The 23,868-nt window shown below is 64.8% G+C and carries 28 protein-coding genes and 1 pseudogene; 12 read left to right on the top strand and 17 right to left on the bottom strand.

The features are described from left to right. Position 1: 1 nt before the first annotated feature. Positions 2-760, bottom strand: coding sequence for a MerR family transcriptional regulator (locus IEW87_RS11780; RefSeq protein ID WP_188712387.1), 759 nt, complete (start codon positions 758-760; stop codon positions 2-4). Positions 761-803: 43 nt separating this feature from the next. On the opposite strand from IEW87_RS11780, the gene IEW87_RS11785 reads away from it, so the two are divergent. From IEW87_RS11785 to IEW87_RS11795, 3 genes are all read left to right on the top strand, one after another. Next, on the top strand, positions 804-1,292 hold the full coding sequence (locus IEW87_RS11785) for a DUF6194 family protein (protein WP_188712388.1): 489 nt from the start codon (positions 804-806) through the stop codon (positions 1,290-1,292). Then, on the top strand, positions 1,201-3,117 hold the full coding sequence (locus IEW87_RS11790) for a CocE/NonD family hydrolase (protein WP_188712389.1): 1,917 nt from the start codon (positions 1,201-1,203) through the stop codon (positions 3,115-3,117). Before IEW87_RS11785 ends, IEW87_RS11790 begins: the two co-directional genes overlap by 92 nt. Positions 3,118-3,393: 276 nt before the next feature. Next, positions 3,394-3,939: a hypothetical protein gene (locus tag IEW87_RS11795; protein WP_188712390.1), complete on the top strand. Its 546-nt coding sequence runs from the start codon at positions 3,394-3,396 to the stop codon at positions 3,937-3,939. Positions 3,940-4,045: 106 nt separating this feature from the next. On the opposite strand, the gene IEW87_RS11800 is transcribed toward IEW87_RS11795, so the two are convergent. The 4 genes from IEW87_RS11800 to IEW87_RS11815 all read right to left on the bottom strand — a co-directional run bounded on the left by IEW87_RS11800 (position 4,046) and on the right by IEW87_RS11815 (position 7,587). Further along, on the bottom strand, positions 4,046-4,702 hold the full coding sequence (locus IEW87_RS11800; protein ID WP_188712391.1) for a YdbT family protein: 657 nt from the start codon (positions 4,700-4,702) through the stop codon (positions 4,046-4,048). Positions 4,703-4,785: 83 nt separating this feature from the next. Continuing rightward, positions 4,786-5,652, bottom strand: a complete 867-nt coding sequence (locus tag IEW87_RS11805; protein ID WP_188712392.1) for an AraC family transcriptional regulator — start codon at positions 5,650-5,652, stop codon at positions 4,786-4,788. 190 nt (positions 5,653-5,842) lie between these two features. Then, the gene (locus tag IEW87_RS11810) at positions 5,843-6,316 is read right to left on the bottom strand and encodes a hypothetical protein (protein WP_188712393.1); all 474 of its coding nucleotides are present in this window, start codon (positions 6,314-6,316) and stop codon (positions 5,843-5,845) included. Between the two features lie 86 nt (positions 6,317-6,402). After that, complete coding sequence (locus IEW87_RS11815; RefSeq protein ID WP_188712394.1) at positions 6,403-7,587, bottom strand: epoxide hydrolase family protein; 1,185 nt, start codon at positions 7,585-7,587, stop codon at positions 6,403-6,405. Positions 7,588-7,668: 81 nt separating this feature from the next. On the opposite strand from IEW87_RS11815, the gene IEW87_RS11820 reads away from it, so the two are divergent. Further along, entirely contained in the window at positions 7,669-8,241 is a 573-nt protein-coding gene (locus IEW87_RS11820; protein ID WP_188712395.1) for a CGNR zinc finger domain-containing protein, read from the top strand. A 438-nt stretch (positions 8,242-8,679) separates the two neighbouring features. Continuing rightward, the gene (locus IEW87_RS11825; protein WP_188712396.1) at positions 8,680-8,916 is read left to right on the top strand and encodes a VOC family protein; all 237 of its coding nucleotides are present in this window, start codon (positions 8,680-8,682) and stop codon (positions 8,914-8,916) included. Between the two features lie 71 nt (positions 8,917-8,987). Here the strand turns inward: IEW87_RS11825 and IEW87_RS11830 are convergent, their stop codons facing one another. From IEW87_RS11830 to IEW87_RS11850, 5 genes and pseudogenes are all read right to left on the bottom strand, one after another. Then, a complete protein-coding gene (locus IEW87_RS11830) occupies positions 8,988-9,401 on the bottom strand; it encodes a GNAT family N-acetyltransferase (protein WP_229731125.1) in 414 nt (137 codons plus the stop codon). A gap of 261 nt (positions 9,402-9,662) precedes the next feature. Continuing rightward, positions 9,663-10,028 (bottom strand): P-loop NTPase family protein, encoded by a 366-nt coding sequence (locus IEW87_RS11835; protein ID WP_188712397.1) that lies wholly within the window; start codon positions 10,026-10,028, stop codon positions 9,663-9,665. Positions 10,029-10,204: 176 nt separating this feature from the next. Beyond that, positions 10,205-10,288, bottom strand: a pseudogene (locus IEW87_RS11840) (HigA family addiction module antitoxin); the annotation flags it as partial. A gap of 272 nt (positions 10,289-10,560) precedes the next feature. After that, positions 10,561-11,034, bottom strand: a complete 474-nt coding sequence (locus tag IEW87_RS11845) for a hypothetical protein (RefSeq protein WP_188712398.1) — start codon at positions 11,032-11,034, stop codon at positions 10,561-10,563. A 171-nt stretch (positions 11,035-11,205) separates the two neighbouring features. Further along, entirely contained in the window at positions 11,206-11,964 is a 759-nt protein-coding gene (locus tag IEW87_RS11850) for a class I SAM-dependent methyltransferase (protein WP_188712399.1), read from the bottom strand. A gap of 292 nt (positions 11,965-12,256) precedes the next feature. On the opposite strand from IEW87_RS11850, the gene IEW87_RS11855 reads away from it, so the two are divergent. Continuing rightward, positions 12,257-12,856 (top strand): DNA alkylation repair protein, encoded by a 600-nt coding sequence (locus IEW87_RS11855; RefSeq protein WP_188712400.1) that lies wholly within the window; start codon positions 12,257-12,259, stop codon positions 12,854-12,856. 278 nt (positions 12,857-13,134) lie between these two features. On the opposite strand, the gene IEW87_RS11860 is transcribed toward IEW87_RS11855, so the two are convergent. Together IEW87_RS11860 and IEW87_RS11865 are read right to left on the bottom strand one after the other, a co-directional pair. Beyond that, entirely contained in the window at positions 13,135-13,578 is a 444-nt protein-coding gene (locus IEW87_RS11860) for a hemerythrin domain-containing protein (RefSeq protein ID WP_229731126.1), read from the bottom strand. 233 nt (positions 13,579-13,811) lie between these two features. Next, entirely contained in the window at positions 13,812-14,336 is a 525-nt protein-coding gene (locus IEW87_RS11865; RefSeq protein WP_229731127.1) for a winged helix-turn-helix transcriptional regulator, read from the bottom strand. Between the two features lie 58 nt (positions 14,337-14,394). Here IEW87_RS11865 and IEW87_RS11870 point away from each other — a divergent pair, with 58 nt between their 5' ends. Both IEW87_RS11870 and IEW87_RS11875 read left to right on the top strand, forming a co-directional pair. After that, complete coding sequence (locus IEW87_RS11870; protein WP_188712402.1) at positions 14,395-14,973, top strand: dihydrofolate reductase family protein; 579 nt, start codon at positions 14,395-14,397, stop codon at positions 14,971-14,973. Between the two features lie 98 nt (positions 14,974-15,071). Beyond that, the gene (locus tag IEW87_RS11875; protein ID WP_188712403.1) at positions 15,072-15,419 is read left to right on the top strand and encodes a VOC family protein; all 348 of its coding nucleotides are present in this window, start codon (positions 15,072-15,074) and stop codon (positions 15,417-15,419) included. 211 nt (positions 15,420-15,630) lie between these two features. On the opposite strand, the gene IEW87_RS11880 is transcribed toward IEW87_RS11875, so the two are convergent. Further along, entirely contained in the window at positions 15,631-16,581 is a 951-nt protein-coding gene (locus IEW87_RS11880; protein ID WP_188712404.1) for an NADP-dependent oxidoreductase, read from the bottom strand. Positions 16,582-16,602: 21 nt separating this feature from the next. Here IEW87_RS11880 and IEW87_RS11885 point away from each other — a divergent pair, with 21 nt between their 5' ends. Then, on the top strand, positions 16,603-17,613 hold the full coding sequence (locus IEW87_RS11885) for a GlxA family transcriptional regulator (protein ID WP_229731128.1): 1,011 nt from the start codon (positions 16,603-16,605) through the stop codon (positions 17,611-17,613). A gap of 171 nt (positions 17,614-17,784) precedes the next feature. Continuing rightward, on the top strand, positions 17,785-18,633 hold the full coding sequence (locus tag IEW87_RS11890) for a PhzF family phenazine biosynthesis protein (RefSeq protein ID WP_188712405.1): 849 nt from the start codon (positions 17,785-17,787) through the stop codon (positions 18,631-18,633). Positions 18,634-18,891: 258 nt separating this feature from the next. On the opposite strand, the gene IEW87_RS11895 is transcribed toward IEW87_RS11890, so the two are convergent. The 3 genes from IEW87_RS11895 to IEW87_RS11905 form a co-directional block, all read right to left on the bottom strand. Further along, positions 18,892-19,566 (bottom strand): NAD(P)H-dependent oxidoreductase, encoded by a 675-nt coding sequence (locus tag IEW87_RS11895; RefSeq protein WP_188712406.1) that lies wholly within the window; start codon positions 19,564-19,566, stop codon positions 18,892-18,894. A 2-nt stretch (positions 19,567-19,568) separates the two neighbouring features. After that, positions 19,569-20,120, bottom strand: a complete 552-nt coding sequence (locus tag IEW87_RS11900) for a TetR/AcrR family transcriptional regulator (RefSeq protein ID WP_188712407.1) — start codon at positions 20,118-20,120, stop codon at positions 19,569-19,571. Between the two features lie 194 nt (positions 20,121-20,314). Beyond that, a complete protein-coding gene (locus IEW87_RS11905) occupies positions 20,315-21,238 on the bottom strand; it encodes an SDR family NAD(P)-dependent oxidoreductase (protein WP_188712408.1) in 924 nt (307 codons plus the stop codon). 154 nt (positions 21,239-21,392) lie between these two features. On the opposite strand from IEW87_RS11905, the gene IEW87_RS11910 reads away from it, so the two are divergent. Next, positions 21,393-22,229: a helix-turn-helix transcriptional regulator gene (locus tag IEW87_RS11910; protein ID WP_229731129.1), complete on the top strand. Its 837-nt coding sequence runs from the start codon at positions 21,393-21,395 to the stop codon at positions 22,227-22,229. Positions 22,230-22,511: 282 nt separating this feature from the next. Here the strand turns inward: IEW87_RS11910 and IEW87_RS11915 are convergent, their stop codons facing one another. After that, a complete protein-coding gene (locus tag IEW87_RS11915) occupies positions 22,512-23,000 on the bottom strand; it encodes a MarR family winged helix-turn-helix transcriptional regulator (protein WP_188712410.1) in 489 nt (162 codons plus the stop codon). 87 nt (positions 23,001-23,087) lie between these two features. Here IEW87_RS11915 and IEW87_RS11920 point away from each other — a divergent pair, with 87 nt between their 5' ends. Next, the gene (locus tag IEW87_RS11920; protein ID WP_188712411.1) at positions 23,088-23,732 is read left to right on the top strand and encodes a hypothetical protein; all 645 of its coding nucleotides are present in this window, start codon (positions 23,088-23,090) and stop codon (positions 23,730-23,732) included. Positions 23,733-23,868: the final 136 nt, after the last annotated feature.

Raw genomic sequence — 23,868 nt, forward strand, 5'->3', positions numbered from 1 at the left:
CCTAGCGGTTCCTGGCCACGGCGTCGTTGACAGCGGTCGAGTGCAGCATGTTGGAGAGGTCTGCACCGGCACGGAGTAGTGCGTCTGAGCGGAAGGCGATGTCTCGCAGTCGGTTATGGAGTGCTTCTCGGGCGTCCGTGGTCCTGTCCAGCGTGTGCAGGGATGTCATGACTGCTTGGATGGCGGGGATCCGGTAGCCGCCTGCGCGGAGGGTGGCGACGATCCGGGCGTCGCTCACGGCATCTGGCGGGTAGCGTCGCGCGGCAAGCGGCTCGTCCCGTTCAGGCATGATCAACCCTTCCTGCTCCCAGAAACGGAGCGTGGAGGAGCGCACGCCGAGCGCGGTGGAAAGTTCGGTGATAGTCATCGTGTCGCCGGGCACTGCGGGCGTGTTGTGGGCGCTTTCGTCGACGATGCTGTCGAGAGCGCGGAGCGCGGCGACCGCATCGGCTCGCGAACGCGCGAGATCGACATGGAGCGCGACGATGCGGGCGATCGCTTCGTCTATGGGCAGACCACGTATGTCACGCATTGTCGCGCGGGCCACCACAGGGCCGACCGCGATTGCCAGGCCGCGGTACGCGCGTAGTGCGGTGACATGGAGGCCAGCGAACTGTCGATATCCGTTGCTCTGCCGGTCAGCGGGCGGGATGACACCGAGGCGGTCGAGATCGCGGACCTGCTGGGCCGAGTACCCCGAAACAGCCGCGAGCTGACTCGTCGTGTATCGCTCGGGCTCACGGGAAGCCGCGCACGTCATACGGTCAAACCCTCCATAAGCACTTCAAGCTCATACTCGAACCATGTCTATGGAACAGATCCTGTCAGAAGTCCGAACGTTCAACGGTCTCCTCGAACTCGCACCGCTGCCCGGAAGCGAACATCCAGAGATCTCGTGGGGCGACCACTTCTTCTACTACGCCCCGGACGGCCAGGTGCCACGCAACCGCCAGCCGTACGCAACGATCGTCACGAAGAACTACCTGGACGACACAGAGAGTCGCCTCGATCACGAGGGGCGTTGGCGGCTGAACATGAATGTGGGAGCGGAAGCCTTCACCGATCTCGTCGGATACCCTCCCGAAGAGATCGACGAATCCGGTGCGGATTACAGCACGACAGATTCGTTCCTCCCTCATCCCCTGTATGGCGCATACGGGTGGGTATGCGTCGTCAATCCCGCAAGCGCAACCATCGAGCGTGCGCTGGAGGCTCTCCGCGTCGCCCATCTGGCTGATCGGCGACGAGTGGAGCGCCGACAAAGGCGCGGCGATGCCTCACAGACCGCATGAGTGCCGGCCTTCATCGGAATGCGCCGCTAATGGTGGCGAGGCGGAAGCGGCTTGTCGAGCGTCGCCGCACCCGCCCGGCAACTACCACCGGCCCCATGGCGCACACGGCGGACAACCACGAGAATCGGTGGTTCCTGTCACCGTCAACAACATCCTGACCTCATACACTTCATGCACGGCACGTCGTCGGCGCCGAGGTCAGGAAAGGGATGACTCACCCAACGATCCATTCGGAGGAGTCTGCATGAAAAAGGCGCGATACGGCCTGCTCGATCGTTACGTGAACCGTGCCAACAGACTCCCCCGAGGCGGCGCATACTCGGTCGCGGATCACGACGTCGTCCTCGCCGACGGCACCGTCCTGAAAGCGGCCCACTACGCTCCAACCGGCCGAGCCCGGGGCACCCTCGTCGCAATGACCCCATACGCGCGCACCGGACTCGCCGCGCGTTTCACCTACGGGGTCTACGCGTCTCAGGGCTATCACGTCCTGATCGCGAGCATCCGCGGTTCCTTCGGGTCGGGGGGCGAGTTCTCCCCGATGTTCCACGAACGCGACGATTTTCGCGACGTCGTTGAATGGATGCGGGAACAGGGCTGGTATGCGGGCGCGTTCGCGTCCATTGGCGCCTCCTACCTGGGCTGGACGCAGTGGGCGTTACTCTCCGACCCGCAGCCCGATCACAAGGCGGCGATCATCCTCGCCGGACCGCACGACTTCACGCAGTTCCACTGGGGAACGGGCACATTCACTTCCGCCCTGCCAGTATGGGCGGCGCTCATCAACGTGCAGGAGACCCGTCCGCTGCAGTCGATCCGCTATGCCGTCACGAAGGCGGCCTCCGTCCACCGGCTCCTGCGCCGTGCGCCGATCGATGCGGCCCTCCACGAGATGATGCCTCGCCAGTGGCACTGGCTAAAGGATCGCCTCGTGCATGAGATCGACGACCCATACTGGAAGCCGGTTGATCTCAGCGATTCGATCGACCGCGTGGATATCCCTGTCCTGATCTCGAGCGGCTGGCAGGACCTCTTCCTGCCGCAGTCCCTCGAGCAGTTCGACCGACTCCGGAACCGCGGGGTGGACACAGCCTTCACGGTCGGTCCGTGGGAGCACAGGGGCGCCAGCGGCGGTCCTCTGCAGGTTGCCGAGACGTTCGATTGGCTCGACGCGCACTTGATCGGCACCGACTCGAACCGGACAGCTCCCGTGCACCTTCATGTCACTGGCGCCGACGAGTGGCGATCCCTCGATTACTGGCCGCCGGCGACCGCCCCTCACCGCCTGCATCTGGCCCCTGGTTCGCTTTCGGATGTGCCCGCCTCGGGGGAGATTTCTTTCCTCTTCGACCCCGCTGATGCCCCGACCTTCCCCGGTGGACCGCTACTGCTCGGCGGAGGCTACGCCGACGACACCGCCGTGGCACAGCGCGCGGACGTATTCGTCGTCGCATCCGACGTACTAACGGCGGATCTGGAGGTCCATGGAACACCGATCGCCGCGCTGGACCATTCGGCCGAATGTCCTGACTCGAACATCTTCGTACGGATCTCCGAGGTCGACGCGAAGGGGAAGTCACGGAACGTCGCGCAGGGCGCACAACGCGTCAGTGCGAATGGGACGGCCCACATAGAGCTCACTCCAATCGCACACCGGTTCAGTGCGGGGAACAGAATCAGAGTCGCCATCGCCGGGGGTGCCTACCCGCACTTTCCGGCGAGCCCCGGGACTGGTGAAAATCCCATGCTCGCCGTGGAACGGGTTTCGAATAGGCACACGATCCGTCTGGCGGGATCGAGCATCACACTCCCGGTTGCGACCTAGTCAGAAGTCACGCTGTCTCGGAACAGCACCTTCGTCACCGGCCGTGGCCGTCCTCCTGATCGGACTCATTCAATGACGGCTCGTATCGCTGTTCATCGACGCCGTCTCCCGTCGGGCTTCCGTTGGTTGGCCGCGTGAGTCGCCGCTCGAGCAGCCCCCTCGTCGAGGGACCGATCACCGCTCAGACGCTGAGCGAATACACGATAGATGCCGGCACCGGAATCGTAAGATGGGAGCTGTCCTCTCAACGACCAGCAAGGAGTGGCTCAAGACTCCGTGACGACTCGACCAGCACGAGCGAAGCTGCGCGCCTCTCTCGCCACGACGGCCGCCACAGCCCTCCTCCTCGTCGGCATCGTGCTCCCCGCGACGATCGAATCCACCGACGCTTCCTGGACGGGCAAGGACCTGGCGTCAGCGTCGTTCTCTGCGGCGACGATCCCGGCCCCGGTCTTGACGCAACCCTGCGAGTTCCGACCGGGTGTTCTCGGCCTTGCGGCTCGAGTGCGGATCTACTGGCAGCTCCCAGAGGGTTATGAGCTCGGCGACATCGTCGTTGAAGCGTCCACGAGCGGTCTCGGGTCCGTGCTCGCCCCCTTGACTGGCTTCAGCGTGCTGTCGAACACGACAGCACTGGACGACGGCACCTATAGAACCACAGTGCCCACCAACCTCCTCGGCGGGCTGCTCGGGCTCGGAAGCGAGATGGAGATCGCATTCGCGGTCGAGCACGAAAGCGGTTGGCGGTCGGAATCAGCTGCTGTCGCGACCAATGCGGGCTTGCTGGCTGGGCTCGGAGGGAACTGCCGCAACCTGACCTAACTGGCAGCGGCCCCGACCGCGACCTCACTGTGCTCTGCAGGGACCGGGAAGTCGCCCCTTCACCCGCACATCCCGTCGACGTGTGGACCGTGCGACGCGTGGCCGATCACGAGGCGCCCGGGGCAGGACGGTGCGCATCACCGCTGAACATCTGGTGCGCGGCGTTGATCAGCCACATGACCTCACCCTGTCCCATCTCCTCAACGCCGGGGACATAGATGTGACGATGGGTGCGGTTCCAGAACGGACCCGTGGGCGGTGATATCCGTTCGCGGAGCGCGGGTGCGAGCCGCTGGTTGACGACGGCGAACCCCGAGGCTGTCAAGGGCATCACGGCCCGACGCACCCACCCGTCAGAATGCTCGTTACGGACCATGAGGTGTTGCGCCAGCCCGAAGTCACGCCAGGGAATCGGCCCCACGCCGCGCAGAGTGATGCCGTGGGCGTCGAGGACGACCGCTCGGCGCTCGACGGTGAGGTACCTCTTCTGCCGTCGGTATCCCAGGTTGAGGAGTAGGGCAGCGACGGTCAGCATGGCGTAGACGCCGAGGAACCCCAGCACGGTAGCCACCGTGACATCGATTCCCGACGCGAGGGCAAACGGAACGGCGACGAGGCCACCGACCGCGAGCACACCGATGAGCGTCAACAAGACCAGGAAGAGCCATCGCATCGCACCGGACCACACCGCCGGCTCTCCCGGGAGAGAGACCCGGCCTGTCCCCTGCAACGTGGCCCACGCCGCATTCACCGCTGATGACACCCGGACAGGATAACGAATCCAGGCGGCTCGGCCTTCCCACACCGGCTCGAGGCGAAAGCGAGCGCTCGGGCCGGAAACACCGGTCAATCGCGCTCGATCGGGAACCACAGCTCGCACGTCGCCGTGCTGAAATCGTCGGTGTGTTCGCGGATCGCGACGATCGAAGGCCCTGGTCGCAACCGCCAGGGATTCGACGGGAACCAATGCGCAGCGGATGCGGCGTACGCATCCTGCAGTGCCTTCGGATGCGGACCTGAAGTGCGGAACACGACCCACGCTCCGCGGTCGACCTCGATGAGGTCGAGATCTGTCGGCACCTCTGTCCCGGCATCGACCGCGACACCATGAAGATAAGTGAGCTCGCTCCCCTCTCGGTAGTCGGGGTCGAGATCAGCGCTGACTTGTAGCAGCCCACGAGGCTCGGCGCCGCTGAGGTCTTTGAGTCGCTGGTGTTCCTCGGCTGGCAGAGACGCAATGTGTTGCTGGATGTGCGGGTTGACGCCCTTGTAGATCAGCGGCACGCGTGCGGCATAGCCGATGAGACGGAAGGCGGGACGTTCGGTGATTCGGGCATCCATGGCGGAGCTCCCTTCGACAGTCAGGCGGAACCTGATGGTGGGTTGAGCACGAAGGGGGCCACCGTCGCGACGGACTTCACTGTGAGTCACTCCGTGCACGGAACGGAACGCCCGGCCGAAGGCCTCGACCGAACCGTATCCGTAGCGCACGGCGATCGTCAGGAGGTCCTCATCGCCAATCACGTCCGAGGCGGCGACGGTCATCCGCCGCTGACGCACATACTCGGAGGTCGGAATGCCTGCCAACGAGGAAAACATGCGGCGTACGTGGTAGCCCGTCGTTCCCATCGACGCAGCGAACGCCTCGACATCGATGTGATCGTCGAGACGGCGCTCGACCTCATCGACCAGACGGTTCAGGATCTCGATCATGCGGCTCCCTTCGCTACCCACTCTCATCTCCGGAGCACGCGCTGCGCCCGATCATCGTGGCCCGGTTCTGTCGGATTATTCGCCGAGAGAGGGACCGCTCAAGACTATGAGCGGACCTGAACGGCACTCTGCAGCCGAATATGCGCTCCCTCTTGACCCGAGCTGTCCGCCAGCCCGAGACCGCTCTTCGCTACCCCGTGACGCCGATCGCCCGGACGGCGTCACGCAACAGGCCGGGCGCGAGACGGCGGTGGACACGCGAAAGCGGTCGCCAGACCCAGGCTCCAAGACTTTTGCGGTAGTACGTGAGCGTCGTGAGCGAAACGCTCGCCCTGTCGGTGTCCACAATCAGGTGGCAGACGGTCGACGCAGACTGGTTCTCCAAGCGCACCCACGTCTCGCCTCTTCCCACGATCGGCCACCCGGCAATCGTGGATGACGATGGGCCGCCGGTGAGCCGGTATCGAAGCAGTGTGTGGAAGATGAACCGCTGCCCTCTGTCGGGCACGTCGCCGAAGATTGCCCGCGCCCAGGTCTCCGCCGGATGATCGATCAGCTGCGACAAGTGCACCGTGAACTGATCCGCACTATGAGGGCGCAGAGAGGTTTTGGACCAGATATCCGGCGAGATTTCGGCCGTCCCGATCCTTGCAGTGACGTCCACATCACCAGCTTATTCCTGCGAGACGGCCACACCAGGGGCGGGCTGTGCCACTGCGACCTCACGCCGACCGCTCGGTGGGAGTACGGTCAGCGTTTGCCCGCGGCCAAGACTGCCGCGACGCCTTGCTGCAGGTCCTCCACGAAATAGTCGGGGACCTCTAGCGAAGGGAAATGTCCCCCACGCTCGGGCGTTCCCCATCGAACGATCTGCCGATAACGCTCCTGCGCCCACGCACGGGGACATTTCTCGATGTCGCGGGGATAGACGCTGATTGCCGCCGGGACGTCGACTCGAAGTTCGGTATCGAACGCGTTCACACCGCCGTGGCTTTCGTAATAGATACGGGCTGACGATGCTCCGGTCCGTGTCAGCCAATACAAGGTGACATTGTCGAGAAGCCGATCCAGGGAAACTGTCTCAAACGGGCTGTCGTCGGTGTCCGTCCATTCAGCAAACTTGTCGAGGATCCACGCAAGCAAGCCAACCGGCGAGTCAACGAGCGAATAGCCGATGGTCTGAGGCCGAGTCGACTGCTGTTTCGCGTACGCGGCGCGAGTCTGCCAGAAGGCGCGAGTCTCCTCGACCCAGGCACGTTCGCCGGCCGACAAACCTTCGGCCGCCAAGCCGGGCGGCGCCTGCGCCAACGTCGTGTGGATTCCGAGCACCTGCTTCGGGAACAGACCGGCGAGAACAGTGGTGACCACACCTCCCCAGTCGCCACCATGGGCTACGAACTCGGGGTAGCCGAGCTTACCCATCAGCTTCACCCACGCACGCGCGATCTTGCCGACTCCCCACCCCGTCGTCGTCGGCTGATCGCTGTATCCGAACCCCGGCAACGAGGGGATCACGACGTGGAATGCTGGCGTAGAGGCGTGTACCGGTTGCGTCAGCTGATCCACCACATCGACGAACTCAGCAATGCTGCCCGGCCAACCATGCGTGAGGAGGAGCGGGGTGGCATCCGCGCGTGAGGATCGGCGGTGCAGGAAGTGGATTCCGAGACCATCGACGGTCGTCCGGAACTGCCCGATCTGATGAAGTCGGTCTTCGAAGGAGCGCCAGTCATACTCGCTGCGCCAGTAGTCCACAACATCGACAATGTCGCCGAGAGGAACGCCCTGCTCCCATCGGCGAGGATCAGGCGCAGCCCGATACACCGTCTCAGCCTCGGGAAGTCGCGTCGCGACCAATCGTGCGCGCAGGTCATCCAGGTCAGCATCAGTTGCACGCGGCCTGAAAGCCCGCACCTCGCTAGTTGGGCGTCTCATAGGCCTCCTGATCGTCGCAGAACCGTCATAACCGGTTCTACCACCTCCTCACCTTGGGTCACAACCAGCTATGGTGGTTCCATGCGCTCAGAGCTCCCTGACTTTCGCCTCGGCAGCGTCCTAGCGACCAGCTTCACGGCCACCCTGACCGAGCGCCGCGGCAGCTCGGTGGAACGCATTCCCACACCGCAACGACTCGTCGATTGGCTGGCCTTGCACGACCTCTTCGTGGAGTCATGCACAACAGGTCAGTATGATCTCGCTCTGGGCCTGAGAGAGTCGATACACCTGGCGGCGACAGCAGCTGCCCTTCAAGACAACCCGCCTACTTCTGCTGTCCAGGTCATCAACGACAGCAGCGCCCGCGGTCACGCCGTCGCGATGTTGACGCGTGGGGGCAAACGAGCGTGGCAACTCAGCCGGAAATCTCCCCTGGACGATGCCCTCAGTGTGATCGCCGCGGATGCGATCAGCATCCTCGCAGGCGCGCGCGACGGACGCCTGGCCCTGTGCGCGTCACCATCGTGCGAAGCGGCCTTCTTCGATGTCAGCCGAAGCCGCACCCGGAGGTGGTGCGACATGAACACATGCGGCAACCGTCAAAAGAAGGCTCGGTTCAATGCCTCCAAGCTCGACAATCGAGGGTCGGCGTAGTTCTGCCGGACTGAGCCCTCGCTAGAACAGCGAGGCCACCCGGCTGCGCCGACCGCCCGCCGCCTACTCCAGACGCGGCCGCCCCGTGACGTATCTTCGGCGCTCGATTTCAAGTGGCCACGCAGGTTGCCCCAGACCTCCGCCGACGCGCCCACGTACTTCGCATGCCTCAGTGCTTCCTCCTGAAGCGAGGAACTTCCTGCGGTCAAGTCCTGGGCCGTGGTGACGGTCGGCGGGCCGAGCGTGAGGCGTGGGGCTGATGATGGCGCAGAGGCAGGCGGTCACCCGGCAGGTGGCGATCCGGTATCGGTCGGCGTCCAAGGGCGCGAAGGCGGTGATCCTGGATGAGTTGTGCGCGACGACGGGCTGACACCGAGACCATGCCCGTAAGGCGCTGCGGCAGGCGCTGGGACCACGACCGGCGGGACGTCCGCGGCGGTGATCCTCTGGACCGACGATGCTCCCGTAGGCTACGCACGCCTCGTCGCCCTCGGCGCGAAGCCCGTCCAGACTCCCGAGCCGTGGCTCGACCACCTGCTGATCGCGTGGGTCGAGGACCCCGACGGACACCTGGTGCAGGTCGTCCAGACCCTCAACCGACCAGTGGTCGAGCCGGAACACGACCAGACGTCAAAGCGGAACTTCACCGCGTCACCACGGTTAGCGGACCTTTAGGCTCGGTGACTCTCGATCCTTGTGGAAAGAGGCTGCGCCGCACCGAAGCACCGGGTGCGCGCCGACCACCTTCACAACATCGCCCTCATGGCAGCCGAACCGATCTCAACGAAGCCGGCCCGCTCATAGATGCTTCTACCACCCTCGGTGGCCATCAGCTCAGCGCGCTGCACGCCGGTCCTGCGCGCCCAGGTTAGGACCGCGTCGAACGCCGCAGAACCATGCCCGCGCCCGCGGTACACAGGAGCCGTGCACACGTTGTTGATAAGCACGTCGCGCCCTGCAGGACACGACGGCGAAGGCGCTGCGTCACGAATGGCCCCAACGGCAGAGGCCACGACAGCGCCACCCTCCTCGACGACGAAGATTCCGAAGTCAGGATCGTCGAGCCGCATTTCGAACCACTCACAGGCAGCCCGACGCCAAGACTCATCGGACGCGTCAACACCCATCGCCTCAAACATCTCTGCCCGCAGATCGACCAAGGCAGCAACATCTGCTGGCGTACCACGGCGGACCACTACCAAATGTTCAGAACTCACTCCACCCCCGGTCTTCTCGGAACGTTCAGGCTATCGGCGGAATCGATCGAGCAGATGCGGCGCGTTAGAGCAATCCGCCGACCGCGCGCCACACCGGCCACAGGCTACAGCGCAAAACGGAAATCGACCGAGTTCCGGTACAGAGCAACCGCTGATGGAGTCCGACTCGACGGCACCTTGTCGGGAAAGCATCACAAGTGCCAGTCATGAACCGATGTCGAGAGTCTCGCTCCACCTCGCATCCGCGAGGACCTGCTGCAGAGCATCAGCAGCGCTCACCGTGGCATCGAATACTGACTCTTCCAAGCCGACGACCCGGTCTGCACTGCGGTACCAGGACGCCACAACGGCCTCCGATACCTCCGCGGCCAGTGCCTTCGTTCGATGCCGATCAAGCGTCTCCTCGAGGTCGAGTTCAAAGTAGTAGCAGCGAGTCAGACCAGCATGATCCTTTCGCAGCTGAGTGAGCATCTCGCCATAGCTCTCGGAGTGCAGGATGCCCTCGATCACGACGTCGAGACCATTGTCGAGCGCGAACCGCGCCGACAGATCGATATACGGCACGCTCAACGCACCCGGATGGTCGCGAACATGGAGGATCTCTCACCGAAGCACGTCATGGCCGATGATCGCCACGCCGCGCGGTCGCTCAGCTCGGATCGCCTGCGCCAAATGCGACTTCCCGCTGCCCGAGTTCCCGCGGATGATGATCAGACGAGAACTCTCCGAGCCGGTCACCCCAGAGATCATGCGACCTTCGGCGGTGTGATCGCAGCGACCTTGTCGCGCAGCGCCCGCCGCTCGAGCCGAAGCTCGTAGTTCGACTGCAACTGTTCGGGACCACCTACTCGCGTGCGCATACACTTCTCCTGGTTTCAACCGACTCGATGGGCTCGCCGCACAAGGTGCATCTCCGGTCAGAGAAGCACCTCTTGAGCGTGACCACAGATGCTGAAATGAAACACTACAGCGCCACTGGCACGGTCAAGAAATCAGTCCTGACCAGGACTTTTATACATTGAATCTAAATTCGACCACGTCCCGTAGCTGAATAACCTCTCACTCCCGGCCCGAGCTGCACGTAATGTCGAGACCACCCTCGCTACCCCGTGACGCCGATCGTACGGACGGCGTCACGCAACAGGCCGGGTGCTAAACGTCGGTGAACACGCGAGAGCGGTCCCCAGACCCAAGCTCCGTAACGTTTGCGGTAGTGCATGAGCGTCGTGAGCGAAACGCTCGCGCTGTCGGCGCTCACGATCAGGTGGCAGATCGTCGACGAAGACCAGTTCTCCAGGCGCACCCACGTGTCGCCTTGGTCCATGATCGGCCACCCTGCGATCGTGGATGGCGATGGTCCGCGGGCGAGCGGGTAACGAAGCAGCGCTTGAAAGATGAACCGCTGACCGATGTCCGGCACGTCGCCGAAGATCGCGCGCGCCCAGGCCTCCGCTGGAGCATCGATCAGCTGGGGCAACTGCACCGTGAACTGATCTGCACGGTGAGGACGCAGAGAGGTCCTCGACCAGACATCCGGCGCAATCTCGGCCATCCCGATCCTTGCCGTGACGTCCATGCGCACTACGCTACTCCTGCGCAATGACCACACCACGGGATGGGCCGCCTCCGTGCCGTCGTGTGAGGTCGGCAAGCGTCCGGCTGGAACTCGACTAGACGTTAAATCTGAACTCCGCCGAGTTCCGGCACCGAGGTGCCATCTCATACATTTTCCGCGTGGCGATCCGACTCACCGTGGCAGTTTCCGCGCCTCGATGAGATGACGCGTCGAATGAGCGATGAACGGCCCCTGCTGTTCAATGATCTCGTGCAGGTCACGAAGTCGCTCCCGATACCTCTCGACCGTGAAGCCCGGCACCCACCAGATCACTTTCCGCAAGAGATAGACGACGGCCGCGACGTCACGAATCTCGATGCGAAGCGTCGCCGTGCGTAGGTCGACGATGTCGAGCCCCGCTGCGATGGCATCGGCGGCCTCGTCGTCGGGGTGGCGGCCGCGTCGGGCTTCCGGCTGCGGGCCCAGAAAGAATTCGATCAACTCGAACGCGCTCTCCGGACCGACGTGCTGAGCGAAGTATGTGCCGCCCGGTCGCAGCACTCGCGCGATCTCGGTCCACCAGACCGTCGCTGGATGCCTGCTCGTCACGAGATCGAACGCATCATTGGCGAATGGAAGGGGAGGCTCATCAGGGTCGGCGACCACCACGACACCTCGCGGATGCAGTTTTCGAGCCGCCTTCGCGACATTAGGCGGCCATGATTCGGTCGCCACCGCTGTGCGAGGGAAGACCTCTGCCTCGGCGAGAACCTCTCCCCCGCCCGTTTGGATGTCGAGGCTCGCGTACGCGCTCCCCAGACGCTTCGACAGCTGCCGAGCGTAACCCCACGGCGGCCGCTCTTCGGTCGCGCGCCCATCAAGCCAGGAGAAGTCCCAGCCCGACACGTCTGCTGATTCGCCCAGGTCGACGAGCCTGTCGAAGTGATCCATCACTCGATCATGACACGTCGGGGACGATCAGGTCCGTAGCGCCATCGCGCCCCAACACAACCACACGAGAACAATGAATTGCACTGACCAGACATTGAATCCGAATTCAACCACGTTCCGGCACGGAACAACGTTAGCGGGCTGGACGGGCGGGCGTGCCCATCGCTCCGACCGGTCGAAGTATCTGTCGAATGTGCAACGCCACCTAGGATCGCCATGAAGGATCTAACGCTGCCCCGCTGCTCGCGCTGGGCTAAAGACGCAGCCCTGAAGCCCTTGCTAAAATCCTGCCATGCGAAGGCGTCTGAGTACTGCTGACGAGCTCGTCACGGCACTACAGAACGCGTCGGACCCACGTGAGACCGAGCGGATTCGAACCCGAGTCGCAACTAATGAATCGGTCATCGGTGTCCGGATGAGCACGTTGTTCGCGACGGCGAAGCTTGCCACCGACATCCCCGCAGCAGAACTCGAAAGACTATTCATCCATCCTGCGTATGAGCCGCGCCTCGCCGCATTCTGCATCCTCGATTTTCGCGCCCGTCGGCGCCTCTCCGCCAAGGAACGTGAGGACCTCGCCGCAATCTATCTCGACCACCACCACGCCATCACGACATGGGACATGGTTGATCGAGCAGCACCCCGGGTAATCGGGTGGCCGATCCTAAGCGACGTGATCGAGTTTAGGGTCCTCGAAGACCTTGCACGATCCGACGACCCACTTCGACGACGGTCTGCGATCACCGCGCCATTATGGTTCATCAAGAAAGGATCAGATGGCGACGTCGCGCGTGGACTTGTCATTGCAGACCTGCTTGCTGACGACCCGCACCCTCGCGTCGCCGCCGCCGTCAAGATCTACCGCAAGCATGCAGCACGGCGCGATCAATGAACCGGGCAACTAAACGTTGAAGCGGAACTCGACCACGTTTCGTAGCCGAATAACGTGTGCCGTCAGGCGACCTGCATGCGCTGGTCACTCATCACGTACTCTAGGGCAACTCTGCCGTCGACGGCCTCGAACCAGTTGCGGATGAGCCGTCCTCGGATCTCTGCCGCCCTTAATGCGGGTGCCAGCACCGGGTGGGATGACCACCATTACCACGCTGCCGCAGTCCCATCCGCAGCGCTGTGGTCACCAGCGGGGTCGTCGTCGCGGTCGGCAACCTTTCAGAGCGGCCCCAGCACGCGCTGAGGATCGGCATCGAGCGCGAGCGTCTCAAGCACGACGAGCAGCTGCCGCTCTTCGTATCGGAAGTGGCTCTCCATGATCGCCGCGATGCCTTCAAGGTGCTTCAGCAGCTCCTCGGGCGACGATCTCGCTTCGATGACGGCCTGCAACCCGCTCACTAGGTGCGAGATCATCGAGTGATCCTGTTTCAACTTGCGCAACGTCTCGCGCAGCTCGGGATGCTCAGCTGCGATAGCTGGGAACAAGTCCCGGTCCTCACCCACGTGATGCCCCGTGAGCGCACTGCAGAAACCGTGGCAGAACAACAGCAGATCACGGCTCGCCGCAACCTCGGGATCGCCACGAGCAACCGCCTCTTGTGTCATCACCAGCGCCTCGCGCAAGCGCGCGTGCACGTGACGCAATTCATCGCTCCAGGCCACCAGCCTGGTCTTCTCACCCTCAGTCACGTGAGGGCGGAGGGAGGGGCGTCATCATCGCCCACCTCTTCCGGGTCCCACGCCTCCATGCCTGACACGGACTGCCACCGACACGCGACGCTGAGTTCAGCATAGCGCGCTCATCGGGCACCGCGGAAGTGCACGTTTCACACGTTGAATCGGAACTCCACCGAGTTCCGGCATGCAGAGACACCTGCGGCCGCCACCTGCGCCGACTACCTGTGCGCTGATGCGACGCGCTCGTACGCGGCGGTCAGCTCAGCCAGGACGCCATCCTCGGGAAAGACGCCGCCACGCAGATGCACCTCCCGAAGTTCGCTCATGAAACGCGACCAGAGTCGAGGTCCGCCGTCTGCCAGCAATTCCGCGCGGACGGTCAGCTCTGCAGCGGTGGGCAGCCAGCGGGCGCCCCAGTCACCGAGTTGCGCCATCACCGGCACCAGCTGAATCGCGGGTTCAGTGAGGCGGTACTCGACCTTCTGGCGATGAGTCGGATCGCCATGTCGCGCGAGCAGGCCGACGTCCGACATGCGTTTGAGCCTGCTCGCCAGCACATTGGAGGCAATCCGCTCCTCGGAATGATTCAGCAATTCTCGAAAACGCCGGCGGTCGCCGAACATGATGTCGCGCAGCACAACGAGACTCCAGCGGTCGCCGAGCACTTCGACCGTCATGTTGATCGGGCATCCGGATCGGCCTTGTCCGACCTGCAGCATCTCCACGCCATCTGGTTGCAACACGCGATCAGTCTACGTAGCCTTTAACTGATCCTGTTTCGCAATCAGTCTGAGGAGAGCTATGGGCACGTTGGTGTACTCCATGCAGGTGTCGCTTGATGGCTTTGTCGCAGACGCCGCGGGCGAGTTCACCTCGTGGGCCAGGCCTGACGAGCAGGTTCTTGCCGCAATCAACGACGAGCACTCGAGGGTCTCCACCTATCTGCTCGGTCGTCGGATGTACCAGACGATGGCTGTCTGGGAGACGAACCCCGAAGTGATCGAGCAGTCGCCGCAGTCCACAGAGTTCGCACAGATCTGGCAAAAAGCGGACAAGGTGGTCTTCTCCCGCACTCTCGAAGCAGTCGACACATCGCATACGCAGCTGCGCACACGGTTCGACCCGGAAGAGGTCGCGCAGATGAAGGCTGATGCGCAAGGAAACGTGACGATCGACGGACCAACTGTGGCAGCACACGCGATTCGACACGGTCTTGTCGACCGGATCGACGTGCTCTTGTGCCCCGTCGTCGTCGGCGGCGGGCTGCGGTTCCTGCCGGATCTCCGACTCGATCTGGACCTGCAGCATGAACAGAGATTCGACAATGGCATGGTCCAGCTGCGATATGACGTGCTCCCTTCTCACGAGATCAGCGCATAGCCAGCGCATCTGGCACTGCACATCGAACGGGAACTCCACCGAGTTCCGGCACGGACCAACCTCTTGTTCGAGGCCCCGTGCTCAAGGAAGATGCTGTCATGATCATCGAAAGGATCGTCCCCGGCCTGAGTGCGTCAGACCTCCGCCGAACGGTAGGAGAGCACGCCACGACCCTGGGGCTCGAAGTGGTGATGGACCACGGTTGGATCGTCACTCTGGCCGATTCCGAGGGCCATCAGATGAGCATCGTCGCGGCAGATGCCACGGCTCCTGAGAACCCCGATGTCTCCGTCTTCGTCGACGACGTCAACGACGCTTACGACCGCGCTGTCGCAGCAGGAGTCGAGATCGTACACCCGCTTACGCAGGAGGAATGGGGAGTCACGCGATTCTTCTATCGCGATGGATCAGGAAATGTGATCAACGTCGGCATGCATTCGAGCTGAAGCCCCGGCGCTGACTGCTCATTGAACCCGAACTCCACGGCATCGCGATGGAGAGAGATGTCTGGACTCAGGCACCCCGCTCCTTGTGCGCCTCTACGCGCTCACGGTCCACGTGGTGCTCAGCGACGAGGTCCTTCAGTGACGAAGATGCGCGGTCTGCTCGAGCGCCCTGCGCCGACCTCTCCCTGAGGCCTGGCCGGCGGCCGAATACTCACACCATGGTGACGACGATCTTGCCCGTGGTGCGGCCGGTGTCGCCGAGACGATGCCCGTCGGCGATTCTCTCGAGCGGGACTGTCTCGGCGATCATCGGCCGCATCAGCCCGCCGTCGACGAGCTTCGCGATTGACTGCAGGTCGGCACGCGAGGAGTCGACGAGCATCCTCGCCGCGCGGACGCCGAGCCGCTCCGCTTCGTGGAAGAAGCCCTCGGAGCCGACGGGGAGGAGCGAGACGACGATCCCTCCCGGCCGGAGGGTGCGCAGCGAGCGGGTCGAGGTCTCGCCGCCGATCGTGTCCAGCACGACATCGACCCCCTCTGCGACCTCGGAGACGTCCTGGCTCGTGTAGTCGATCGCCTCGTCGACGCCCAGCTCGCGCAGGACGTCGTGCTTCGCGCCGCTCGCGGTGCCGATCACATGCGCGCCGCGGGCCTTCGCGATCTGTACGGCCACGTGCCCCACCCCGCCGGCGGCGGCGTGGATCAGCACGCGCTGCCCGGGTCCGAGGTCGGCATTCTCGACCAGGGCCTGCCACGCCGTCAGCGACACCAGCGGCAGGGCCGCCGCCTGGACGTGGTCGAGCGTTTCGGGCTTCCTCGCGAAGACCCGCGCGGGAGCCGCGACGTACTCGGCGTGGGCGGCGTGCCCGAACGGGTACGGGAGCATGCCGAACACCTCGTCCCCCGGCCGGAAGCGGGTGACGCCGACGCCCACGGCCTCCACGACGCCGGAGAGATCCCAGCCCAGAACGAAGGGCGGTGCGCCGAGGAATCCGCCGTTCGCACGATGCTTCCAATCGGTGGGGTTCAGGCTCGCCGCGTGCACCCGCACGAGGACCTCGTTCGGACGGGGCTCGGGACGTGGCACCTCGACGATCTCGAGGACCTCCGGGCCTCCCAGGGAATGCTGCGTGGCAGCTCGCATGGTCTGTGACGTGGTCATGCTCCCAGCCTGCCGGGTCCGGTGCTCATCCGACATGGCAAGAAGGTCATCGTTCGATACGATCGCGCCATTATCTCTTCGGGGAAGATCCAGCAGGTGGCGGTGCTCGCGCTCGAGGGCGTCTACCCGTTCGAGCTCGGCATCCCCAGCCGCATCCTCGAGGCGACCGACGGGCTGTACGAGGTCTCGACCTGCAGCGCCGACGGCCGCCCCGTCCGCACGGCCTCGGACTTCACCATCGACGTCCCGCACGGTCCCGAGCTCCTGGAGACAGCCGACATCGTGGTGATCGACTCGATCGCACCGCCGAACATCCCCGAGGAGCTCCCGGACGTCGTCGCCGGAGCCCTGGACCGCATCCCCGCCCATGCACGCGTCGTCTCGATCTGCACGGGTGCGTTCATCCTGGCCGCGACGGGGAGCCTGGACGGCCGTCGGGCGACCACCCACTGGAACCTCGCCGACCGCTTCCGACGACGGTTCCCGCGGGTCGAGCTCGACCCCGGCGTTCTCTTCGTCGAAGAAGGACGGATCCTCACCTCGGCAGGCGCCGCCTCGGGCGTGGACGCATGCCTCCACCTGGTCCGCACGGACCACGGCAGCGAGATAGCCGCGGCGGTGGCGCGCCGATGCATCGTCCCGCCGTTCCGCGACGGCGGGCAGGCGCAGTACGTCGACCAGCCTGTCCCGGACACCGGCAACGCCGGCACCGCGCCCGCGCGCAGCTGGGCCATCGAGCACCTCCAGGACACCCTCGACATCGCGACCCTCGCTCGCCGGGCGGGGATGAGCCCTCGGACTTTCTCGCGCCGGTTCACCGCGGAGGTCGGTGTGAGCCCCGGCGCGTGGGTCATCGGGCAGCGGGTGGCCCGGGCCCGACATCTGCTGGAGAGCACCGACCTCCCCATCGACCGGATCGCCGAGGAGGTCGGCTTCGCCACAGGCGCGTCGCTGCGCCGACACTTCCACGCGGCCATGGACGTTGCGCCGACCGTCTACCGACGGACGTTCCAGCATTCGCCGAAGCAGTGACGCTGCGTACTCGGCGGTCGTCGCACGCTTGTCAGTGCCGCCGCTCTGCACGAGGATGGGAAAGGTCCTCCCGTCCGATTCCTCGAACTCCCCACGGGTGACGGAACCCCATTCCCTGCTTCGCCACAGACCTCCTCGCGTCATCGCACCCAGCAACGAAACGGACCGAACATGACCGCGCCCGCCGCCATCTCCCGCTACGCCGCGTTTGCTGACAGCCCCGCCCTCGGGAACCCCGCCGGCGTCGTGCTCGACGCCCAGAGGCTGTCCGACGCGCAGATGCAGAGCATTGCCAAGGACGTCGGGTACAGCGAGACGGCTTTCGTCACCTCTCCCCTGGATCCCATTGAGGACGGGCTGTCCGTCCGCTACTTCGCGCCGGACTCCGAGGTCGACTTCTGCGGCCACGCGACGATCGCCACGGCCGTCGCGCTGGGCGACGCCCTCGGCCCCGGGGACTACCTCCTGCGCACGCGAGTCGGGGCGATCCACGCCTCCGCCAGGCACGAGGGGGAACGCACGCTCGGTGCGTTCCAGAGCACGGAGGTATCCAGCTCACCGATCGATGAAGTGCTACTCGACGCCCTCCTGCAGCACCTGGGCTGGTCCCGCGAAGACCTGCACCCCGATTACCCACCAGCGGTCGGATTCGGTGGCAACCACCACCCGGTCCTCGTCGCCCGAGTCGTGGAGCAGCTCGCCGACCTCGACTATGACTTCGACGGGCTGCGCACCCTCTGCCTTGCGCAGAACTGGGTCACCATCCAGCTCATCGCCCCCGACGGACCGAACCAATGGCGCTCTCGCAACCCCTTCCCCTGGGGCGGAGTGGTGGAAGACCCTGCCACGGGCTCGGCCGCCGCGGCCTTCGCCGGCTACCTGAAAGCACTCGGGCGAGCCGCCGCCGGAGACCGCTTCACCATCCTGCAGGGCGTAGAGATGGGCCGCACCAGCCGCATCGAAGTCGAAGCCCTCGACCACGCCGCGCTCATCGCAGGACCCGCGACCATCATCCCCTGATCGCCGTCCGTGGCGAGCGTGAGGTGTCGAGGGAAGGCCAGCCGGAATCGGACGTCGAACCGGAACTCCACCGAGTTCCGGTACGCAAACACATCACGCGCCGGCGGCGCATTCGTCTCGGCCGTCATGAGCTCTGGTCAGAAGTCAGACGCTGTTGCGCGGGACTAAGCACGACTACCTGCCGCCGCCCGACGGCCCACACCTGCGTCAGAGGACAGACGTCATGAAAGGTGAAGCCGCGGGCCGGGTCGATCTGCGTCAGGCGGCCTTGGCAGCCCGGCGTACCCGAAGGTGCTCGGCCTTCGCATCGCGGGGCACGCGATCCGGCGAGAGGAAGTCCGCGCCAATGCGGCGCGCATCCCGCACACCGGCAGCGCGGGTGGCGGCATTGTGGTCACCCTCGACGTCATAGATCAGATGGCTCTCGACGTCGCGAATCCCGCAGTAGGCGAAGACACCCACGTCGAGCTGGGTGCGCATGGCCTCGTCATAGCCGTACTTGTCGTACGTGGAGCGTTTGGATCCGCCGATGGCGACGAGCGCGGTCGGCACGCTCGGCAGAAGACCATTGAGGGACTTCTTACCGCGATCGTCGACGCCCTGACCATATTGGTAGGCCCATCCCCCGGTGAAGACGCGCTCGACCCACCCCTTCATGAGCGCCGGCATCGACCACCAGTACACCGGAAAAACGAACGCGAGACGGTCGGCCGCCTCGACGCGCCGGTGCATGGCGGCGACATCTGCCGGGACCGGGCCGCCCCAGAAGTGCGAGTGGTCCTCCACGGTGAACCGCGGGTCGAAGCCCTCGCGATGCAGGTCGAGCACGTCGATCGAGTGCCCGGCCTCATGGAACGGCTCGTGGAAAGCGGACATCACCGCGGCGGGATACGAGGCGGCGACCGGGTGGGAGAAGACGGTCAGAAGGTGCAACGTCAGGCCTTTCGTTCGGAATCGTGGTCGTGGGGAGGTGCTGACATCAACACAGCCACGGCCTCCCGGGCGCGTTCGATGGAGTCGGGGCCGAGGTAGGCGGCGGCCGAGGTCGCGCCCTCGAACAGCAGCAGCACCTGCGTCGCGGTTCGTTCGTCGTCGTGGCCGAGGTCGCGGGCGACGACGCGGCGGATCAGCGCGCGGAGCCGGTCCCGGTACGACGCGACGGCCGCGGACACACCCTCGTCCTCGCCGGCAGTCTCGCCCTGCGCCCGGAGGAAGAGACAGCCACGGGAACCCTCCTCGGCGACCCACTGTCCGAGACCGGTGAACAGCGCGTCCACGCTCTCGACCAACAGAGCGGCGAAGAAGCGGTCCGCACGCTCTTCCAACACGGCGACCATCAGGAGCGACTTGCTTCCCACATGCTTGTACAGTGTGCGCGTTGACACGCCAGCGGCCTCCGTCAGGCGGTCCATGCCCGTGGCCGCGAAGCCATGGTGATCGAAGGTGCGCTCGGCGGAGGAGACGATGGCGGCTCGCGTCGAAGTCATGCACCCAAGGTACAACGATCGTTGTACCTACGCAAGAACGCTGGCCGCGTCGGAGTCGCGCGACGCGCTCCCCCGTGGGCGCACCACGGTCAGGGCGCGCGGAATCGGGGCGTGTGCGTTGCCGACCCCGACTGCCGCAACGCCTGAGGACGACGAGGCAGAGAGACCATCACCGGATCGCCCATCGCCGCCGCTCAGTGGAGCGATCGCGTGAGTTCCTCGGCGGTGTCCCAGAGCTGACGTTCGCGAGTCGGATCGTAGGACTCCTCGGACGAACGCTCCTCGGCACCGCGGTTGATATAGGCCGCAGTCGTCGCCCGCGTGCGGCCGAGCGCCGCGTCTGCGAGATAGCGCCCGGCTGCGCCCTTGCTGGTCGCCAACGGCGTCAAGGTCATCAGCGGCATGACCCTGCGCATCGCGAAACGTGAGAACGCGTCGGCGGCCCTCGCGAGGTCGGTACCGGGAACGAACCCTGGGTTATATCCGACGATGTCAACGCCGCCCGGCAGACGGCGCGCGTGCTCGTGGATGAGATGGATGGCGGCCAACTTGCTCGTCGAGTACGCGGTGCGACCCGCCACGACGCTCTCCGGATCAGGGAAGGCGCGGATCCGCGCCAGACGTTCCGGCTCTTGCCAGGACGGGCCGGGAACCATACCGAGATTGTGACGGAAATCGCCGAAGTGAGTATCGCTGACCGTGAGCGTGATCCTCGACCCTGACACGAAGCGATCGTGCAGGCGACGGAGGAGCACATGGTTGGCGAGCACGTTGACGGCGAACGTCGCCTCCAGGCCTTCGGAGTTCTCGGTGAGGTCGTTCGTGATTTGCAGCCCCGCATTGCCGACCAAACCGCGCAGCGGCGGCAGTTCGCCAGCATCCAGTCTCCGCACAACCTCGTCGGCAGCCTGGCGCGTGCCCGTGAGGGACAGCAGGTCGACGGCGATACCCGACGCCGCGTGCCCTGCCGCGGTGAGTTCGGCTGCCAATCGGGAGCTGGCCTCGTCACGGGCGAGCAGGACCAGGTGGGCGTCTGGGTCGAGCGCGGCGATGCGGTCGAGGGCGACTCGGCCGATCCCTCGTGTCGCTCCGGTCATGACGATAGTGTGCTGAGCCATGGGCTCCTCCTTGCAGTTGGCATCGATGCTGACGGACGTAGAGCGATCCGGAGACGAGTCTTCGTCGACCGCCGCATGACGGCCAGGGCCCCATTGAGACGGAGGACTGTCAGTGCCTAGTCTCCGGGCGCGCGGTCGCGCAAGAATGAAGGACATGGAAGCGTCGGAGTTCGGGCATCTGGTGCATCGGTGGCGTGACAGGCTCGCCCCGGATGATGTCGGCCTGACAGCAGGACTGCGCCGTCGCGCCCCCGGCCTGCGGCGAGAAGAACTCGCACAGCTCGCGGGACTGTCGGTCGATTACATCGTGCGTCTCGAGCGCGGCCGGGCGACCCGCCCGTCGGCTCAGGTCGTCGCCTCGCTTGCCCGAGCATTGCAGCTATCGGGCGCGGAGCGCGACGCCCTGTTCATCTCCGCCGGACTGCTGCCGCCAAGGGATGGCATGGTGTCCGACTTCATCCCGGCCGGCGTACAGCGCCTCGTCTCCCGACTCGGAGACGCAGCGGTCGGCGTCTTCGCCGCCGACTGGTCGTTGCTGATATGGAACCCGACCTGGGCGACGCTCCACGGACCCCCCGGACGACTTCCGGAGACCGAACGCAATCTTGCTCGGGCGATCTTCGGCGACGGGGCCGCGCATAGGTCCCTGCGCCCCTCGCCGCCGGCGCTAACCGATGATTTCGAGCGCAGCATCGTCGCCGATTTGAAGCATGCACGGGCCCGATATCCCAGCGACCGGCGGCTCGCCTCGCTCGTGCGTGAACTCCGCGCAGTCTCTGCCGATTTCGCCCGGCACTGGAACGACGCCGCACCGGCCGAGCACACGAGCAGTCGGAAGACGATCAAGCACCCCAAGGTCGGCGCGATCACGCTCGACTGCGATGTCCTCTCCGTGCCGGGTGCTGATCTGCGCATAGTCGCCTATACCGCTGCCGCAGACACCACAGACGAGAACAAGCTCGACCTTCTCCGCGTCACCGGAGCGGCCTGAATCGCCTGTAACCGTGAGCCTTGGCCGACCCGGGGCCCGCGCTCTCGAACGGTCGTGACTCGTGGTTCGTCCGGCCCTCGCGTCAGCGAGGTGCCACGCCCGACATCTGGCCCGAGCGAGCAAAAAAGCCGGACATCGCAGCAAGCACACCGCGGTCACCTGCGGTGAGAACTCGTGCAGGCGTCATAAGTGCAACCCGAACGTGCTCATTCGTTAAAGCGGAACTCCACCAGATTCCGGAACAAACCAACCTCATGAGGAAGGCGTCGCAGGCAGAGTCCACTAGGTCGACGACCCCCCGGGCGACACATCGGCCTCACCCTCATCGCCGAGTCGGGGCATGATTTCAGCGAACTGCCTCCGCTGGGCCGGCGTAAGCGGTGCGAGCAACTCCTCTTGGATACTGTCGAGCACCTCGTCAAGCTTGCGCAGCGTCGCCGATCCCGAGTCGGTGATCGCAACGATCTTGCGACGCCGATGGTTCGGGTCAACGTCACGCACGACGAAGTCACGCGATTCCAGGTCGACGAGGGCTGCGGTCACATCGCTTCGGTCGATGCCCGTATCCCGGCCCAGGTCAGCTTGACTAACCGGACCCCACTGCTCAAGCGAGGCGAGTAGACGGTAGTGGTAGCCGCGCAATCCGTCCCCATGAGCCGCGAACCCGGTCGTCAGGAGTACCGAGGACCGAGCTACGGCTCTCCCCAACAGCCACGTGGGGCGGTCTTTGAGTCGGTCCGGCGTGCGAGCCGGCGTGGAGTGCTTACGCATACTTCAGCGTACTGCCAACTTGTTGGTGCGACCAACATCAGCTATGTTGGTCGCACCAACACTGAACCATCGACTGAGGGCCATGTAATGACAAACACAACAAAGCGGGTTCTGATCATCGGGCGCTCTGCACCCGTGCTCCTCGACGCGGTCTCAATACTGCGCGAACGCGGCTACGCGGCGAATGCGACGAACCAAGTTGCTCGGGTGCTCGACGACTACGACATGCGTGAAGTTGCCCTCGTGATTTTCGGCGGCATGGTGCCACCGCAGGCTAAAGAAGCCTTGCAAACGGAGATCCGTGACCTCAACCCCAATGTGAGCTTCATCCAGGGGTTAGGGGGCATCGCGGCGCTGTTGGCAGCCCAAGTGAAGGAATTCTTTGACGGAACCCCTCCCGGCGTGAAGTACGACGCCGACAATCGCGTAGTCCGGGTCACGCACACCAGCACGGCTCGGGTGGTGGTCGAGGGACTGTGGGCGACGTTCGAGCCGCTCCCGGAACCGATCCCTCACTCTGCGATCATCGCCGATGGCGTACTCGCGCCCGGGGAGCACGAGATCGCGATCCCTGACGAAGTTCCGGAGCAAGGCTCATACATCACCGTGCGAGTCGCCGAACGCGTATCAGCGTTCCAAATTGGCGAGCCACCACAATCGATCAAGCGTCTCGCAGCCACTCAGTCAGCGCCCACACCAGAGCCGGTAACCACACAACTCCCCTGGCAATAAGAACCTCGGCCGGCAATATCAACCGTGTCGCCAACCAATTGGAGAACCAGGCAGAGCCACCTAAGTCAGAGCTATGGCATGCGACGAGTGTCGCCCGACAACGGCCGACTCCGACTCACACGTTGAACCTGAACTC

The organism is Microbacterium faecale (genome assembly GCF_014640975.1).
GTDB classification, from domain to species: domain Bacteria; phylum Actinomycetota; class Actinomycetes; order Actinomycetales; family Microbacteriaceae; genus Microbacterium; species Microbacterium faecale.